Annotated in this window: 15 protein-coding genes; 4 read left to right on the plus strand and 11 right to left on the minus strand. The window is 62.5% G+C overall.

The window, feature by feature from the left end; translation table 11 throughout:
* The first annotated feature begins 8 nt into the window (after nucleotides 1-8).
* From arsC to arsH, 3 genes are read left to right on the plus strand one after another with little or no spacing between them, the layout of a single operon-like run.
* Entirely contained in the window at nucleotides 9-437 is a 429-nt protein-coding gene (gene arsC / locus QBJ89_RS10955; protein ID WP_093330655.1) for an arsenate reductase (glutaredoxin), read from the plus strand.
* Nucleotides 437-1720, plus strand: a complete 1284-nt coding sequence (locus QBJ89_RS10960; protein ID WP_093330658.1) for an arsenic transporter — start codon at nucleotides 437-439, stop codon at nucleotides 1718-1720. The genes arsC and QBJ89_RS10960 overlap by 1 nt, the downstream gene beginning before the upstream one ends.
* A complete protein-coding gene (gene arsH, locus QBJ89_RS10965) occupies nucleotides 1720-2463 on the plus strand; it encodes an arsenical resistance protein ArsH (RefSeq protein WP_093330660.1) in 744 nt (247 codons plus the stop codon). Before QBJ89_RS10960 ends, arsH begins: the two co-directional genes overlap by 1 nt.
* A gap of 340 nt (nucleotides 2464-2803) precedes the next feature.
* Here the strand turns inward: arsH and QBJ89_RS10970 are convergent, their stop codons facing one another.
* The 8 genes from QBJ89_RS10970 to QBJ89_RS11005 form a co-directional block, all read right to left on the minus strand.
* Nucleotides 2804-3382 carry a recombinase family protein gene (locus QBJ89_RS10970; RefSeq protein ID WP_056454970.1) on the minus strand — a complete coding sequence of 193 codons (579 nt, stop codon included), beginning with the start codon at nucleotides 3380-3382 and terminating at the stop codon, nucleotides 2804-2806.
* A gap of 308 nt (nucleotides 3383-3690) precedes the next feature.
* Nucleotides 3691-4641 carry a quinone oxidoreductase family protein gene (locus QBJ89_RS10975; RefSeq protein WP_277980536.1) on the minus strand — a complete coding sequence of 317 codons (951 nt, stop codon included), beginning with the start codon at nucleotides 4639-4641 and terminating at the stop codon, nucleotides 3691-3693.
* An 88-nt stretch (nucleotides 4642-4729) separates the two neighbouring features.
* Nucleotides 4730-5482, minus strand: a complete 753-nt coding sequence (locus tag QBJ89_RS10980) for an SDR family NAD(P)-dependent oxidoreductase (RefSeq protein WP_277980537.1) — start codon at nucleotides 5480-5482, stop codon at nucleotides 4730-4732.
* A 64-nt stretch (nucleotides 5483-5546) separates the two neighbouring features.
* The gene (locus QBJ89_RS10985) at nucleotides 5547-6428 is read right to left on the minus strand and encodes an aldo/keto reductase (protein WP_277980538.1); all 882 of its coding nucleotides are present in this window, start codon (nucleotides 6426-6428) and stop codon (nucleotides 5547-5549) included.
* Nucleotides 6429-6620: 192 nt separating this feature from the next.
* Nucleotides 6621-7388 (minus strand): SDR family NAD(P)-dependent oxidoreductase, encoded by a 768-nt coding sequence (locus tag QBJ89_RS10990; protein WP_277980539.1) that lies wholly within the window; start codon nucleotides 7386-7388, stop codon nucleotides 6621-6623.
* Nucleotides 7389-7607: 219 nt separating this feature from the next.
* Nucleotides 7608-7928 (minus strand): carboxymuconolactone decarboxylase family protein, encoded by a 321-nt coding sequence (locus QBJ89_RS10995; RefSeq protein ID WP_277980540.1) that lies wholly within the window; start codon nucleotides 7926-7928, stop codon nucleotides 7608-7610.
* 146 nt (nucleotides 7929-8074) lie between these two features.
* Entirely contained in the window at nucleotides 8075-8575 is a 501-nt protein-coding gene (locus QBJ89_RS20215) for a (R)-mandelonitrile lyase (RefSeq protein WP_431522531.1), read from the minus strand.
* Nucleotides 8576-8615: 40 nt separating this feature from the next.
* Nucleotides 8616-9185, minus strand: coding sequence for an isochorismatase family protein (locus QBJ89_RS11005; RefSeq protein ID WP_277980542.1), 570 nt, complete (start codon nucleotides 9183-9185; stop codon nucleotides 8616-8618).
* A 275-nt stretch (nucleotides 9186-9460) separates the two neighbouring features.
* Here QBJ89_RS11005 and QBJ89_RS11010 point away from each other — a divergent pair, with 275 nt between their 5' ends.
* Nucleotides 9461-10549 carry an aldo/keto reductase gene (locus QBJ89_RS11010; protein ID WP_277980543.1) on the plus strand — a complete coding sequence of 363 codons (1089 nt, stop codon included), beginning with the start codon at nucleotides 9461-9463 and terminating at the stop codon, nucleotides 10547-10549.
* 35 nt (nucleotides 10550-10584) lie between these two features.
* Here QBJ89_RS11010 and QBJ89_RS11015 read toward each other — a convergent pair whose 3' ends face one another.
* The 3 genes from QBJ89_RS11015 to QBJ89_RS11025 form a co-directional block, all read right to left on the minus strand.
* Nucleotides 10585-11706 (minus strand): FAD-dependent monooxygenase, encoded by a 1122-nt coding sequence (locus tag QBJ89_RS11015; RefSeq protein ID WP_277980544.1) that lies wholly within the window; start codon nucleotides 11704-11706, stop codon nucleotides 10585-10587.
* An 85-nt stretch (nucleotides 11707-11791) separates the two neighbouring features.
* Entirely contained in the window at nucleotides 11792-12775 is a 984-nt protein-coding gene (locus QBJ89_RS11020; protein ID WP_277980545.1) for an aldo/keto reductase, read from the minus strand.
* A 44-nt stretch (nucleotides 12776-12819) separates the two neighbouring features.
* Complete coding sequence (locus QBJ89_RS11025) at nucleotides 12820-13782, minus strand: SDR family NAD(P)-dependent oxidoreductase (RefSeq protein ID WP_277980546.1); 963 nt, start codon at nucleotides 13780-13782, stop codon at nucleotides 12820-12822.
* Between the last annotated feature and the right edge of the window lie 35 nt (nucleotides 13783-13817).

A 13817-nucleotide genomic window follows, 5' to 3' on the forward strand; every position in this document is an offset into this window, starting at 1 on the left:
GACGCCCCGTGGCCGTCGATATCGTAATCTATCACAACCCCGAGTGTGGCACGTCCCGCAACACGCTGGCGATGATCCGCAATGCTGGCATCGAGCCGCACGTTGTCGAATATCTGAAGACGCCGCCCTCGCGCGCGTTGCTGGTCGAGCTGATCGATCGCGCCGGGATCACGCCCCGCGATCTGCTGCGCGAGAAGGGGACGCCCTACGAGGAGCTGGGCCTTGGTGACGATGCGCTGTCAGACGACGCGCTGGTGGACGCGATGATGGCGCATCCGGTCCTCATCAACCGGCCTCTGGTCGTCTCGCCGCTCGGCGTGAAGCTGTGCCGTCCGTCCGAAGCAGTCCTCGATCTGTTGCCAGAGCCGCAGCAAGGTGCGTTCGCCAAGGAAGACGGTGAAAAGGTCGTGGACGCGTCGGGTCAGCGCCTCGCCTGATGCTGCTCGCGCTCGCTATCTTCGTTGCCACGATCGCGCTCGTCATATGGCAACCCAAGGGCTTGGGCATTGGCTGGAGCGCGCTGGGCGGGGCGGCTGTAGCGCTACTCGTCGGGGTCGTTTCGCTCTCCGACGTGCCGGTAGTGTGGGGCATCGTCTGGAACGCGACCGCGACGTTCGTCGCGATCATCATCGTTAGCCTGTTGCTCGATGAAGCCGGGTTCTTCGAATGGGCAGCGCTCCACGTCGCACGCTGGGGTCGGGGGCATGGTCGCCAGCTGTTCGTGCTGATCGTCCTGCTCGGCGCGGCGGTGTCGGCGCTGTTCGCCAATGATGGCGCGGCCCTGATCCTGACGCCGATCGTCATCGCGATGCTGCGGGCGCTGGGATACAAGGACAAGGCCACACTGGCGTTCGTCATGGCGGCGGGGTTCATTGCCGATACCGCCAGCCTGCCGCTGGTCGTCTCCAACCTCGTCAACATCGTGTCGGCCGACTTCTTCCGGATCGGCTTTGCCGATTATGCCTCGGTGATGGTGCCGGTCGATCTGGCGTCGATCGCCGCGACGCTGGTCGTGCTGCTGCTGTTCTTCCGGCGCGACATACCGGCGAGCTATGACGTGGCGCAGCTCCGCGCACCCGCTGATGCGATCCGCGATCCTGCCACGTTTAAGGCGGGCTGGGTCGTCCTCGCCTTGCTGCTCGCCGGCTTCTTCCTGCTCGAACCTATCGGCGTGCCGGTCAGCGCCGTCGCTGCTGCCGGTGCCGTTCTCCTGCTCGTCATCGCCGCGCGCGGCCATGTCATCCAGACGCGCAAGGTGCTGGTCGGCGCGCCGTGGCAAGTCGTGATCTTCTCGCTCGGCATGTACCTGGTCGTCTACGGCCTGCGGAATGCTGGCCTGACCGATCATCTTGCCGGTCTGCTCGATCGCACCGCGCAAGGCGGCGTATGGGGGGCGGCATTCGGCACCGGGATTATCGCCGCGCTGCTGTCGTCGGTGATGAACAATATGCCAACCGTCCTGGTGGGGGCGCTGTCGATCGACGCGACGCACGCCACGGGCGCGATCAAGGAAGCGATGATCTACGCCAACGTCATCGGTTGCGACCTTGGGCCGAAGATCACGCCGATCGGCTCGCTCGCGACGCTGCTGTGGCTGCACGTCCTCGGGCAGAAAGGCATCCGGATCGGCTGGGGCTATTACTTCAAGGTCGGCGCAACGCTCACCATCCCGGTGCTGCTGGTGACGCTCGCCGCACTCGCGATAAGGCTTAGTCTGTAATGCCGTTGCGCACGCTCTCGGATCCCGATCATCTGCCTGCCCTTGATCGGCGCTATGCACTCGATCGTCCCGCCCTTGGGTTGGGGGCCGGTAATCCTCCCCCGCGCATCCTGCTGCTCTATGGCTCCTTGCGGGAACGGTCCTATTCGCGCCTGTGCGTTGAGGAAGCGGCCCGCCTGCTGCAATTTTTCGGCTGCGAAACGCGTATTTTTGACCCCGCCACGCTGCCGTTGCCCGATCAGGTGACGGGGGACGATCACCCGGCCGTCCGCGAATTGCGGGAACTGTCGATGTGGTCGGAGGGGCATGTGTGGTGCAGCCCAGAGCGGCACGGCCAGATTACCGGCATCATGAAGCTACAAGTCGATCACCTGCCGCTCTCGATAGGTGGAATGCGACCGACACAGGGCCGCACGCTTGCGGTCATGCAGGTGTCGGCCGGTTCGCAGTCGTTCAACAGCGTCAACACGCTGCGCGTCCTCGGCCGCTGGATGCGAATGGTGACGATCCCGAACCAGTCGAGCGTCGCCAAGGCCTTTCAGGAGTTCGATGAAGCGGGGCGCATGAAGCCATCCAGCTATTACGATCGGATCGTTGATGTGATGGAGGAGCTGGTGCGGTTCACGGTGCTGCTTCGGCCGCACGCGGCCCAGCTCGTTGATCGCTACTCGGAACGAAAGGAAGCCGGGGTGCCGATCGACCCCACAACCGACCTGTCGAGCATCGCCACGGCTCGGGTATAGTGGTCACAACCGAACGAGACTGTTGAAAAACTCGGCGAGCAGGCAGTGCGGCCACCTCACGTGTAATATGATTGCTTGCAGTTGGTCTCTTTTACACAAGATGTTGTGACAGTCGGGGCTATACGAAAATAATATTCCTCGAACCAGCGCCCCTTCCAAGCCAAAGCGACTTTTTCAACAGCCTCGAACGGTTGTGACACCACGTACCGACGGCTTTCGACCGTTTTAATCCTGAAAGCTGACTGACAGGAAAGTCCCAATTTAAGACGTTGCGGGTCACGTGAACGAAGGGTGAGTTCTAGAGCCACGACGGAGGCCGCTACCCTCTCTCGGAATCCCGTTACTGCCCTTCCGCGCTGATGCTTTCTTGCTCCGGCGCTGGAAGGTGGCGGTAGAGTGTTGGAACTGAGACCCCGATCGCGGGGGCGATCTCACGCATCGGCATCCCGGACGCCAAGAGTTTGCGAGCAGCCGCGAGCCGGTTGGGCGTCATCACCGTCTTCCGGCCGCCCACCCTCCCCTCCCGCCGCGCCACCGCGAGGGCGGCTGTCGTGCGTTCGCGGTTAAGGTCGCGCTCCATTTCAGCCATGGCAGCCATAATGTGGAAGACGAGCTTGCCGGCAGTGCCGGCCGTGTCGATGCCGTCGGTCAGCGATCGGAACCCGATGCCGCGCTTCGCCAGATCAGCGGCCAGGTCGACCAACCCCTTCATCGTTCGGCCCAAGCGGTCGAGCTTCCACACGACCAACACGTCGCCGGGTCGGGCATGGGAGAGCGCGTCTGCCAAGCCGACGCGGTTCGCCTTCGCACCGCTCGCCTTGTCGCTGAAGGTCCGTTCGCAACCTGCCTCGCGCAACGCATGGAGCTGCGGTGTCAGATCTTGTTCCGCTGTCGAGACCCGGGCGTAGCCGATCAGCATGAAGCGTTCTCAAAACTCATTTCTTGTGCCTAGCACGGGTCCCCGCAATCGAGAATGTGTTTTGATACGTCCGTGACCGCTGCTAGACGTTCTCATATGATGGCGCGTCAAAATCGATCGTTTGTGAGATCAACCGCCGGAGCAACACCGTCCGATCAGGGTGGTACCGATGCGACATGTTCAATGGTGCAGACGAGCGGCTGAAAACACCGCTGTCAGGCGGGGTATCACCTGCCTGCACAGGGTTGGCCGTTGAACGGTTATCGACCGATCGCTTTTGAGTGCGTGGAACCACAAACCTTAGGCGCCTAACAGAAGCTAAGCACGATCCGCCCGCGCACGCCGCCAGCGAGTTGCGCGCGCTGTGCATCCGCAACTTGCTCGACTGGGAAGGTGGCGGCTACCTTGGGCTTGATCCGCCCGGCTTCGACGGTTTCACGCAGCGTTTCCAGCCAGTCGGTGCGCTCCAGCACCTCGGGCACGAGCACCGGACGAATGTGGATGCGCTGCTCGTCCGGCCTGTCGTTCCACCCGCGCACCGGAATATAAACACCCCCGTCCTTGATCGCCGGGAAGGCCTGCTCTGCCAGTAGCGCGGTGTCGAGCAACGCATCGACGCCGTGTGGCACCGCCTCACGCACGCGATCGGCATAGCCGTCGCCGCGCAGCACCACGATGTCTGCGCCATAGCCGCGCACGGTATCGACATCCTCGGGTTTGGCGTCGGTCACCACGGTTAGGCCACGCTGCTTGGCAAGCACGATTGTCAGATAAGCAAGCCAGCCCGCTCCGCCCGTTACCGCTAAAACCTGCCCCGGAGACAGCGCGGCATGATCAAGGGCATAGAGTGCCGTAAGGCCGTTCATAGGCACCGTTGCGGCTTCGATTGGCGTCGTGCCTGCCGGCTGCGACACCACCGAAGCCTCGGGTACCACGATATACGACGCCTGTGCGCCGCCTTCGTCCCGTCCTGGCTTCACCGCCGCTATCACCTCATCGCCGACGTTAAGGCGCGTCACGCCCACACCAACCGCCTCCACGGTGCCGGCAGCGTCCATGCCCGGCGTCATTGGAAGTTTGAGGCTGCCTTGGCCGGGATCGCGCAGCAAGATGTCGGTCGGATTTACTGTAGCAGCGGCAACACGGATGCGGACCTCGCCAAGCCCCGGCGCGCGCACTGGACGGTCTCCAACGCTCATTACGTCATAGTCGCCGTTGCCGCTGTATAGCACGGCCTTCGCTGTGATCGTATCGGTCATATTCTCTTCTCCGGCGCGTAGCGCCTGACTCATGTAGGATTTACAAGGGCGATGGGTGAAAGCCTATGTCCAAGAAAGTTCCTCAGCCTCACACCAGCGTCCAACCGCCATCTACAACTACCTGAGCGCCATACATGTACGACGCCTCCTCCGAAGCCACGAACAGAACCACTCGCGCTACTTCCTCTGGCTCCGCGTACCGCCCCGCAGCCGTATCGCTTCCCAATTTTTCTGCAACACTCCGATCAGGATACTCGGCTCTCGCCATTGGGGTCATAGTCGTGCCCGGCAGGACCGCATTGCATCTGACTTTGGGCGCAAACTCGACAGCGAGTGCCCGTGTCAGGCCGATGACTGCGTGCTTCGATGTCGTGTAGGCTAAACCACCCGCCCCACCCACCAACCCAGCGGCTGAGGCGACATTAACGAGGGCGGGCTTCTTCGCGTCCTGCAATGCGGGCATCAGTGCCCGAGATAGGAGAAAGGGTGCTTTGACATTGACGCCCATCACACGGTCCCACAGCGCCGCGTCGGTGTCACGAAGGCCCGCGCTACTAAAGATCCCGGCATTGTTGACTAGGATGTCGACACCCCCGAGATCCTCTGCAATTTGAAGGCTGCCACGCTCGATCTCCGAGGCTTGTGCCAGATCGATAGTGAAAGGCTGCCCGTTCCCCCCCGCGTCCTTGATCGAACGCGTGAGATCGGCAAGTGCGGCCTCATCTCTATCAAGCAACGCCACGATCGCACCTTCGGCAGCGAAGCCGGTCGCGATCGCACGTCCCATTCCAGCAGCCGCTCCGGTTACTACAACCTTTTTGCCTGCAAAGCGCGTCGGCATGATGCTTTCCTCAAATACTTAGGAAGAAGGCGGCGGATTAGACTCCGCCGCGCCGGGGCGGCGTTCAGTCCTCGATGACGAGGTCGAATGACTGCTGGTTGACCGTGTCGGGGTCAGGGCCGCTACGTTCGTCCGTGTCGAGGGCGTCGATGGATGCGATATCATCGGCAGTGAGCGCGAAGTCGAAGATACTAATATTTTCTGCAATGCGTTCTGCTCGTACCGATTTCGGAACCGCTGAAGTGCCGCGTTCGACATGCCAGCGCAGAACGATCTGGGCACTTGTCTTACCGTACCTCTTTGCCAGCGCGGTGATCGTCGGGTCTTCGAGGACGTTCGGCCCTTTGGATGCATAGACGTTGATCCCGCCGATGGGGGACCAAGCCTGCGTGACGATACCGAACCGCTGATGGACGGCACGCAGGGCGTGCTGATTGAAGTATGGATGGAGCTCGATCTGGTTCACCGCAGGTACGACGGCCACATTGTCGATCAGTCGTTCGAGATCGGCCTCGCTGAAGTTGCATACTCCGATCGCACGAACGCGCCCGTCTGCTAGCAACCTTTCGGCCGCCTTGTAGGAGGCAATCGTTCGTTCGAAGTCGGCAGGCACCGGCCAGTGCAGGAGATACAGCCCAAGCTGATCGAGCCGAAGCTTCCCCAGGCTTCGATCAAAAGCGTGTAACGCTTCGTCGTAGCCATAGTCGCTCATCCAGAGCTTGGTGGTGACGAAAACGTCTTTGGCGTCAACGCCGCTCGTCCGAATGCCCTCGCCGACCTCAGCTTCGTTGAAATAGCCTGCCGCGGTGTCGATCAGGCGGTAGCCATCGCTTAGCGCAGTGCGAACGGCCGCAACGGCTTCTTGCTTGGCACTTTGGTACACGCCAAGGCCAAGCAATGGCATCTCTACGTCATTGTTCAGGGTGAGGGTCGGCTGGCTAATCATTTTTTCTCCATGAGGGGTGCGGCCGCAACGTTGTCGGAGGCGGCGCCGCTTGACGCGGATCGGGACGCAGGCTCACTGCCCCGCAAGTGGCTGGAGCTGTCGGCGTGGCGGGTTACGGCTATGGGGGATGCTTCATGTTCACCAGCAATCTTTCATCGCGCGGGAGCTGGTGGTCTGGGACGGCTGAGCGGGTCAGTTCGCGCTGAAGCCGCCATCGACGGCAAGGTAGGCACCATGGACGAAGCTTGCGCCCGGGCTCGCGAGCCAGAGCACAGCCGCCGCTACCTCTTCAGGCTTCCCGAGACGGCGTATCACCTGCAATCGGTTGATCTCATCCATGGCTTCCGGCTGCGTTTCCATCATTGCCTGAACCATCGGCGTATCGATCGTGCCGGGGCAGACGGCGTTGATCTGGATGCCGCGAGCTGCGTAGGTCAGCGCCGCGCTACGGGTCATACCGATGACGCCATGCTTGGTCCCATTGTAAGCCGCCAGGTCAGCCGTACCGACGAGCCCGCCCACTGACGCACAGTTGACGATCGCGCCGCTTCCCTGATCGCGCATGTGCTTCAGTTCATGCTTCATGCAGGTCCAGACACCACGAAGATTGATCGCGACGACGCGGTCGAAGTCAGCAGCGGGCTGATCCGCCAAGTCGGAGGCGGGAGCCTGGACACCGGCATTGTTGAAGCCGATGTCGAGCCGGCCATAGGTGGACACCGCCCGTTCTACCGCCGCAGCAACCTGATCCTCCTGCGAGACGTCGCAGGCGGCACCAATCGCTTGCCCGCCAGCGGCGCAGATTTCCGCGGCGGTTCGGCAAACCTCGTCCGCGTCCACGTCGGCCAGGATGACGGAAGCGCCGGACTTTGCAAAGGCACGAGCAGCAGCCAGTCCTATGCCTTTACCTGCGCCGGTCACGAAGGCTACTTTGCCGCTGAAATCGTAACTGGGGTTCATAACTGTTCTCCGTGGATCCGGGTCGAGCGCGAGGAGCGCTCGTGCGCGCACCGGATGCCGCTTCAGGAATGCTACGGCGGACGACGTTGGCGCCTGTCCGAGTTTGGTAGCAACGACGAAAGATGTCTTTCGAGCAGAGCTTGTTGCTAAAAAGGTGCCGTGCTGATTTACCAGCCATGACTTGCGCGCTGGTTACTTGAATCGATCGGCAATTGATCGTCACCGAGACTTAAGAACTTCTCGCAGACCCTGCAGGCCGGTCATCGCGGTGGGCCAACCTGCGTAGAAGGCGACGTGCGTGATAGCCGCGACGATTTCGTCCTTCGTCAGGCCGTTGTCGAGACCACGCTTGATATGGCCTTCCAATTCGTTGTGGCGGTAGAGCGCTACCAAGCTAGTGATCGTGACGAGGCTGCGATCGCGGGGCGAAAGCGCGGGGTCGCGCCATACGTCGCCGAACAGCACCTTGTCGGAAATTTCGGCCAACTTCGGGGCGATATCTCCGAAAGCCTCGCGTGCTTCGGTTGGCTCGTTGGCCATCGTGCTTCTCCAATGCTCGGTATTGTTCTGGTCCGATGTCGCAGGCGAGGCCGCCTGGGCGCCGGTTGCCGGCAGGGCGACGAGGCAAGCGGCGCCTGCCACGACCCGGCGTCGCGAAACCTTTGCGTCCTCGTTCGCATCACCGCTCACCGGCGTGTTTCCGGACCGTGATAGTCGGCAGCGCTGACCGGCCCCTGCCAATCAACCTCACGACCATTCACTTTTTCTGTGATCGAAAGGTGCGACATCGCGGTGTCCCCCGTTGCGCCATGCCAGTGCCGGACACCCGGCGCGACTGTTGCCGTATCGCCAGCGCAGATCCGCGCCGGCGACTGACCCTCTTGCTGGGTCCACCCACACCCTTCCGTCACATACAGCGTCTGTCCGGCCGGGTGCGTATGCCAGAAACTCCGCGCACCCGGACTAAAGGTGACCAGCCCCATGGACGTTCGTCCGGGCGCGACCGGCTTCGCCAGCAGTCGAACACTGACAGTGCCGGTGAAGGTCGTGGCCGGACCTGGTTTCGCAGGCGTCTCGCCCGCGCGAGTGACAGGCGTTTCAGCCCTTGGTCGGGCTTGTCCGAGCGCGCCGGAGGCGAGCGACAGGGTCGCTAACAACCCGATCATTGTCGTTGAGAATCTAATCATTTGCAGCTCCACGAGCAGACGGAAGGGTTCTAAAGTGACATCAGTCCTGCTGACTGAGCGACTGGATCAGCGTCAGCATCGATGCCCCTGGTTCGCTCCGGAAATCGGGCGCCAGCATCGACAGGATGGTCGCCGTAGACATCATCTCGCCGCCCTCCCGTCCGATGTGATCGAGGGCCGCCCGCTCGGCGCGATCCGAGGTGCTGCCGATCGCATCGATCGGCACGATTACGCGGTACTCCGCCTCGATTGCGTCGATAACCGAATGCAGCACCGCCGCCTCCGTCGCGATGCCGCAGACGATCATGATCGGTCGCTTGCACGCATCGACGCGCTGCCGAAGCGCATCGACCAAAAAGGGTGCCGCCACGTCGGCGACGAAGCTGTTCGTTTCATCTGCGAACGTTGCAATTGGATCGATCGGGGACGGGGCACCGTCGCCTCCGGGCACCAGTGCGTACGTCACGGGAATGGACAGCCGCGTCGCAGCCCGCATGAGCGCGTTGGCGGAACTCTCGATACGACCAGGTTCCTCCGTTACGCTCCCCTCAACCAGATGTGGCTGAAGGTGTGCAAAGAGAATTTGCACCTGACCTGGGCCCAGCCTCATATAACGTTCCTTCGATCAGTCCGGCCCGTTCAGCGCCAGTCGCTACATCGAAATACAACGCCTCACCTGCCGATCATCCTCATGCATGGACCTGCATGAGGCTATGTGCCGTGTGCATCGATGCTCTTGCTTGAGTATTGGCTGGCGCGTCCATCATGAGGGCAGTGCATGACCGCATGCCGATCTGTGCATGTGTCGTACCGGTCTTAGCAGCCGTTGTTTGGAAGAGACCGCCGGCCATGTCCGGCCTGTCATCTAGAACGAGGCAAACGACCATGAAATATACGAAGCTCGGTAACTCTGGCACGGTGGTGTCGCGGATGGCGCTTGGCACCATGTATTTCGGTGACGAGACACCGGAAGCTGAGTCGCTGGCTATCCTGGACGCGTTCGTCGAGGCCGGTGGTACACATTTCGACACGTCCGATGTCTATGCGGAAGGTCGCTCGGAGGAGATCATCGGCAAGTGGTTTGCTACCCGCCCGCAGGACATCACCGATCAGGTCGTGCTTGCGAGCAAGGGCCGCATGGGGGACCCGGGTCGAGGCAATGATCTAGGCCTGTCACGGCGCCACCTTCACCGCGCGCTCGAGGGCTCGCTTCGTCGTCTCGGGCGCGAGACGATCGATCTCTATCAGCTTCATGCGTCCGACCTGACGACGCCGATGGAGGAAACAGTTGCCTTCCTCGCCGACGCGGTGCGCGCCGGCAAGATCCATTACGTCGGCTTGTCGAACTTCTCGGGTTGGGAACTCCAGCGCTTCGTATCGACCGCTGAGGCGATGGGTGCACCCGTACCGGTGTCGCATCAGCCGCAGTACAGCCTGCTCTCGCGCTGGGTGGAATGGGAGGTGCTCCCGGCCGCCATCAACAACGGCCTGGCGATCCTGCCCTGGTCGCCGTTGGCATCGGGCTTTCTCACCGGCAAGTACAAGCGGGGTGAAAAGCCCGCGTCCGACACGCGTGCGGGATCGGAGAAGCCGCTCTACCAGTGGACGTCGTCCGACTACGCCAAGTCGGATCAGAATTGGGAGGTAATCGAGGCGGTGGTCCGTATCGCCCGCGGCCTTGGCGTTCCCCCTTCTCATGTTGCCCTTAGCTGGCTGGCCAATCGTCCCGGCGTCACTGCGCCGATCGTTGGCGCACGTACGCTCGCTCATCTGACCGACAACATCGGCTTCGTCGATCTCGAGCTCGACGCCGAGACGACGCGGATGCTGGATCAGCTCAGCGCTCCAATCGCGCCCGGCTATCCTTATGACGACTTCGGACAGGGACAACGGGCGCGGTGCGTGGAAGGCAGCGAGCTACAGCCCCAGCAGCCCTATGAAAACGGCTCCGAGCACCCGACCGGACGCAGCTGACACGCGCCGGCAAATCCCGATCAAGGGTCCCGGCGTCAGGCAACGCGCCGGGACCGTGCCGTACGCATGAAATCACGACTGAAGTTCCGTCCGGCAAGCACGATCTGTTTCGCTATCGTCAGCCTGGCCCTTTCATAGGAGGCGAGCGTCTCGGGCAGCGAGCTATTGCCCCGGTTCGACAGCGAGATGGCGTCGGCAAGCGCAAGGGCATCATCGAACGCCGATCGCAGCCCCATTGCGGTCATCGGCGTCGGAAGATGCGCGGCGTCTCCGACCAAGCAGAGCCTGCCACGGGCAAGTCGTTCGGGCACATATTCGGCCGTCGGAGTCGCGATGATGCTGTGCCGCGCCACGCAGTCGTGGATGGCCTCTCGCCACGGGTCTGGCCAAAGCCGCTCCGCTTTCGCTGCTAACTCCGCGTAGATGTCGTCGGGGATCTCGTCTGCCCTGAGCGTCCGCTGCACGACACGATCGACCACCGCACCGGTGGACCTCAGCAAGGTATCGCACCCGCCGTCGTACCACGCCCAACTAACGCGACGTCGTCCGGACTCGGTTGAGCCGTCTACCCCGGGCAGTGGCGCACCAAGGAAACAGTAGCCTTCAGCCTCATGGTAGGCGAAGCCGCTGGGATACGGCGGTGAGATCGCCGTCTCGTCGCTTATGCCGAGCCAGATCAGGTAGCCAGCGAAGCTCGCGTCTGGTCGATCCGGGGCAACAAAGCGACGCACCACGCTTCGATAGCCGTCGGCTCCGATCACCATGTCCGCGGCGAACACCTGTCCGTCGCAGGCTTCAGCCCATGCATGGTGCTGATTCTGGCCCAGCTCGCGAACCTGGGCATGATGGACGACCTCAATCGCGGGATCGCGGTCGACCGCGGCACGCAGGCAATCGTGTACCGCGACCCATGTCTGTATCCCGCCGCGCATCGCCGGCTGATCCGCTGTCGGCGGTTTCCCCGTCAGCCGCTCCAGCATGCCCTCAACAGCGGATAGGGAGGCTCCGGTGCGACCATTGTCGTCCGAGCGCTCGAGCATCGTGACGCTCATGCCAATACGCGACAGGCTGAGCGCCGTCATCAGACCGGAAAGCGAAGCGCCAACGATGATGGCTGTGCCGGCGAACGTTGCCGGGCGCGTTTGTGGGCTCGTCATGGTATTTCCCAAGCGGTGATCGATGCTGCCATGTGACCGCCCGCAGCTGGACGGCCCGCCACGTGCGGGTTTGCCCACCTTGGAGCTATCGGTCGATGAGCTTCATGGCTTGGTCGGAGTACCGCTCGCCGGTGATCGCGATGTGCTGCAAGGCATCGTTGATCGCCGCCAGATCCCGTGGCGTCAGCTCCACCGTGGAGCTACCGGCGTTCTCCTCGAGACGGGCTCGCTTGGTCGTACCCGGGATAGGCACGATCCAGGGTCGCTGCGCCAGCAACCAGGCGAGCGCGACCTGCGCGAGGGTGACGCTCTTACCCTGTGCAATCCATTCAATCGCCTCAACCAGGCGTTGATTTGCAGCTCTTGCCGCACTTTGGAAGCGCGGCAGGGTGTTGCGGATATCGCCATCGGCAAAGGTCGTGGATTGGTCGATTTTGCCCGTTAAGAAGCCCTTTCCGAGCGGACTGAACGGCACGAAGCCGATGCCAAGCTCGTCCAGCACCGGCAGGATGTCGGCCTCGGGATCGCGGGTGAACATCGAATATTCACTCTGCAATGCCGCGACGGGTAGAACCGCGTGCGCACGGCGAATGGTGCCGACACCTGCCTCGGAGAGGCCGAAGTGCTTCACCTTGCCCTCGGCAATGAGGTCCTTCACCGTGCCAGCGACTTCCTCGATCGGTACGTTCGGATCAACCCGGTGCTGATAAAAGAGATCGATCCTGTCGGTGCGCAGCCGCCTGAGCGACTGCTCGGCCACGAAGCGGATGCGTGCGGGGCTGCTATCCAGATCACCGGTACGGGCATTGCCGTCCTTCCACCCGAACTTGGTCGCGTAGACCACCTGGTCGCGAACCGGCGCCAGCGCCACGCCCACCAACTCCTCGTTTTCCGTGCCATAAGCCTCGGCGGTATCGAAGAAGGTGATGCCAAGGTCGTACGCCGCCTGAAGCAACGTCACCGCTTCGCTGCGATCGATCGAAGGCCCATAGCCGTATGACAGACCCATCGCACCGAAACCGAGTTCGGAGACTGCCGGGCCGTTTTTGCCAAGAATGCGCGTCTTCATGTCGCTAATCCCTTAGTCGATTCTCGCAGGGCGGACGCCGCCAGTCAGAACCGCTCGCCGACGAGTTCCTCGGCCTTTTCCCAAAGCGCCTGCGCACGTTTCGGGTCGACGGCGTAAGGGCGTACGCCACCAGCAATGCCCTCGCCGTCGCTGACCGGCGCCACATGGCAATCCTCGCAATACTGGCCTCCGATCATGTCAGCATCGGCAACGGCTGCCGCCCATAGCGTGGTCGCGGCGCCCTGCTCGACGGTCTTCCACTGAAAAGGCGGCAGGCCGGCCGCGGCGTTGGTGCGATTGATCGAGGCGACGAGTGCCTCATCCTCCTCTCGGCTATAGTGGCGCTGCAGCTCTGTCCTGATGCCGCCGGGATGAACAGCGGCCGCTCGTATGCCGCGATCTCGGTGGCGGCGGTCGAACTCGACAGCAATTAGCGCATCGCCAGTCTTGGAGCGGCCGTAAGCCGTCCAGCGTTCGTAGTCCGCACGCTCAAAGTTGGGATCCTCCAGATCCACATCAGCGATGCCGTGTGCCGCGGACGAAAGCATAACAAGGCGGCCGCCGGCCCGCATCAATGGCGCGAGGCGGTTGGCCAGAACGAAGTGGCCAAGGACGTTGGTGCCAAACTGCGTTTCAAAGCCATCCTTGGTCAGCCCATAGGGCGTAGCCATGACACCTGCATTGGCGATCACGAGGTCGAGCGATCTACCCGTCGCAATTAGTAGGTCTGCACAGGTGCGGACGCTAACCAAGTTGGCGAGATCGACTTCGACCAGCTCCAGCCGTCCACCGCCGCTCTCGGCGGCCTCCCGGACCGATGCCGTGGCGGCATCGGCTTTGGCCAGATTGCGGACGGCACCGATGACCTCCGCCCCGTGGGCCACGAGCGCGCGCGCGGTTTCGACGCCTAGGCCGGAAGATGCTCCTGTGACGAGCGCCAAAGTCCCAGTCAGATCGATGCCGCGCAGCACCTCGTCAGTCGTCGTATTAAAGCCAAAGTTCGTCATCGAATGTATCCAGGTGCCTGGGAGGGGATCGGAGA

It is taken from the genome of Sphingomonas phyllosphaerae, from assembly GCF_029623345.1.
Classification (GTDB): domain Bacteria; phylum Pseudomonadota; class Alphaproteobacteria; order Sphingomonadales; family Sphingomonadaceae; genus Sphingomonas; species Sphingomonas phyllosphaerae_C.

Excerpts from the sequence above, each read along its gene's own strand:
- QBJ89_RS11015 (WP_277980544.1), bottom strand. The coding sequence starts at position 11,706 with ATGACGAGCCCACAAACGCGCCCGGCAACGTTCGCCGGCACAGCCATC.
- QBJ89_RS10975 (WP_277980536.1), bottom strand. The coding sequence starts at position 4,641 with ATGACCGATACGATCACAGCGAAGGCCGTGCTATACAGCGGCAACGGC.
- QBJ89_RS20215 (WP_431522531.1), bottom strand. The coding sequence starts at position 8,575 with ATGATTAGATTCTCAACGACAATGATCGGGTTGTTAGCGACCCTGTCG.
- QBJ89_RS10980 (WP_277980537.1), bottom strand. The coding sequence starts at position 5,482 with ATGCCGACGCGCTTTGCAGGCAAAAAGGTTGTAGTAACCGGAGCGGCT.
- QBJ89_RS11025 (WP_277980546.1), bottom strand. The coding sequence starts at position 13,782 with ATGACGAACTTTGGCTTTAATACGACGACTGACGAGGTGCTGCGCGGC.
- QBJ89_RS10985 (WP_277980538.1), bottom strand. The coding sequence starts at position 6,428 with ATGATTAGCCAGCCGACCCTCACCCTGAACAATGACGTAGAGATGCCA.
- QBJ89_RS10970 (WP_056454970.1), bottom strand. The coding sequence starts at position 3,382 with ATGCTGATCGGCTACGCCCGGGTCTCGACAGCGGAACAAGATCTGACA.
- QBJ89_RS11010 (WP_277980543.1), top strand. The coding sequence starts at position 9,461 with ATGAAATATACGAAGCTCGGTAACTCTGGCACGGTGGTGTCGCGGATG.
- arsH (WP_093330660.1), top strand. The coding sequence starts at position 1,720 with ATGCCGTTGCGCACGCTCTCGGATCCCGATCATCTGCCTGCCCTTGAT.
- QBJ89_RS10960 (WP_093330658.1), top strand. The coding sequence starts at position 437 with ATGCTGCTCGCGCTCGCTATCTTCGTTGCCACGATCGCGCTCGTCATA.
- QBJ89_RS10995 (WP_277980540.1), bottom strand. The coding sequence starts at position 7,928 with ATGGCCAACGAGCCAACCGAAGCACGCGAGGCTTTCGGAGATATCGCC.
- QBJ89_RS11005 (WP_277980542.1), bottom strand. The coding sequence starts at position 9,185 with ATGAGGCTGGGCCCAGGTCAGGTGCAAATTCTCTTTGCACACCTTCAG.
- QBJ89_RS11020 (WP_277980545.1), bottom strand. The coding sequence starts at position 12,775 with ATGAAGACGCGCATTCTTGGCAAAAACGGCCCGGCAGTCTCCGAACTC.
- QBJ89_RS10990 (WP_277980539.1), bottom strand. The coding sequence starts at position 7,388 with ATGAACCCCAGTTACGATTTCAGCGGCAAAGTAGCCTTCGTGACCGGC.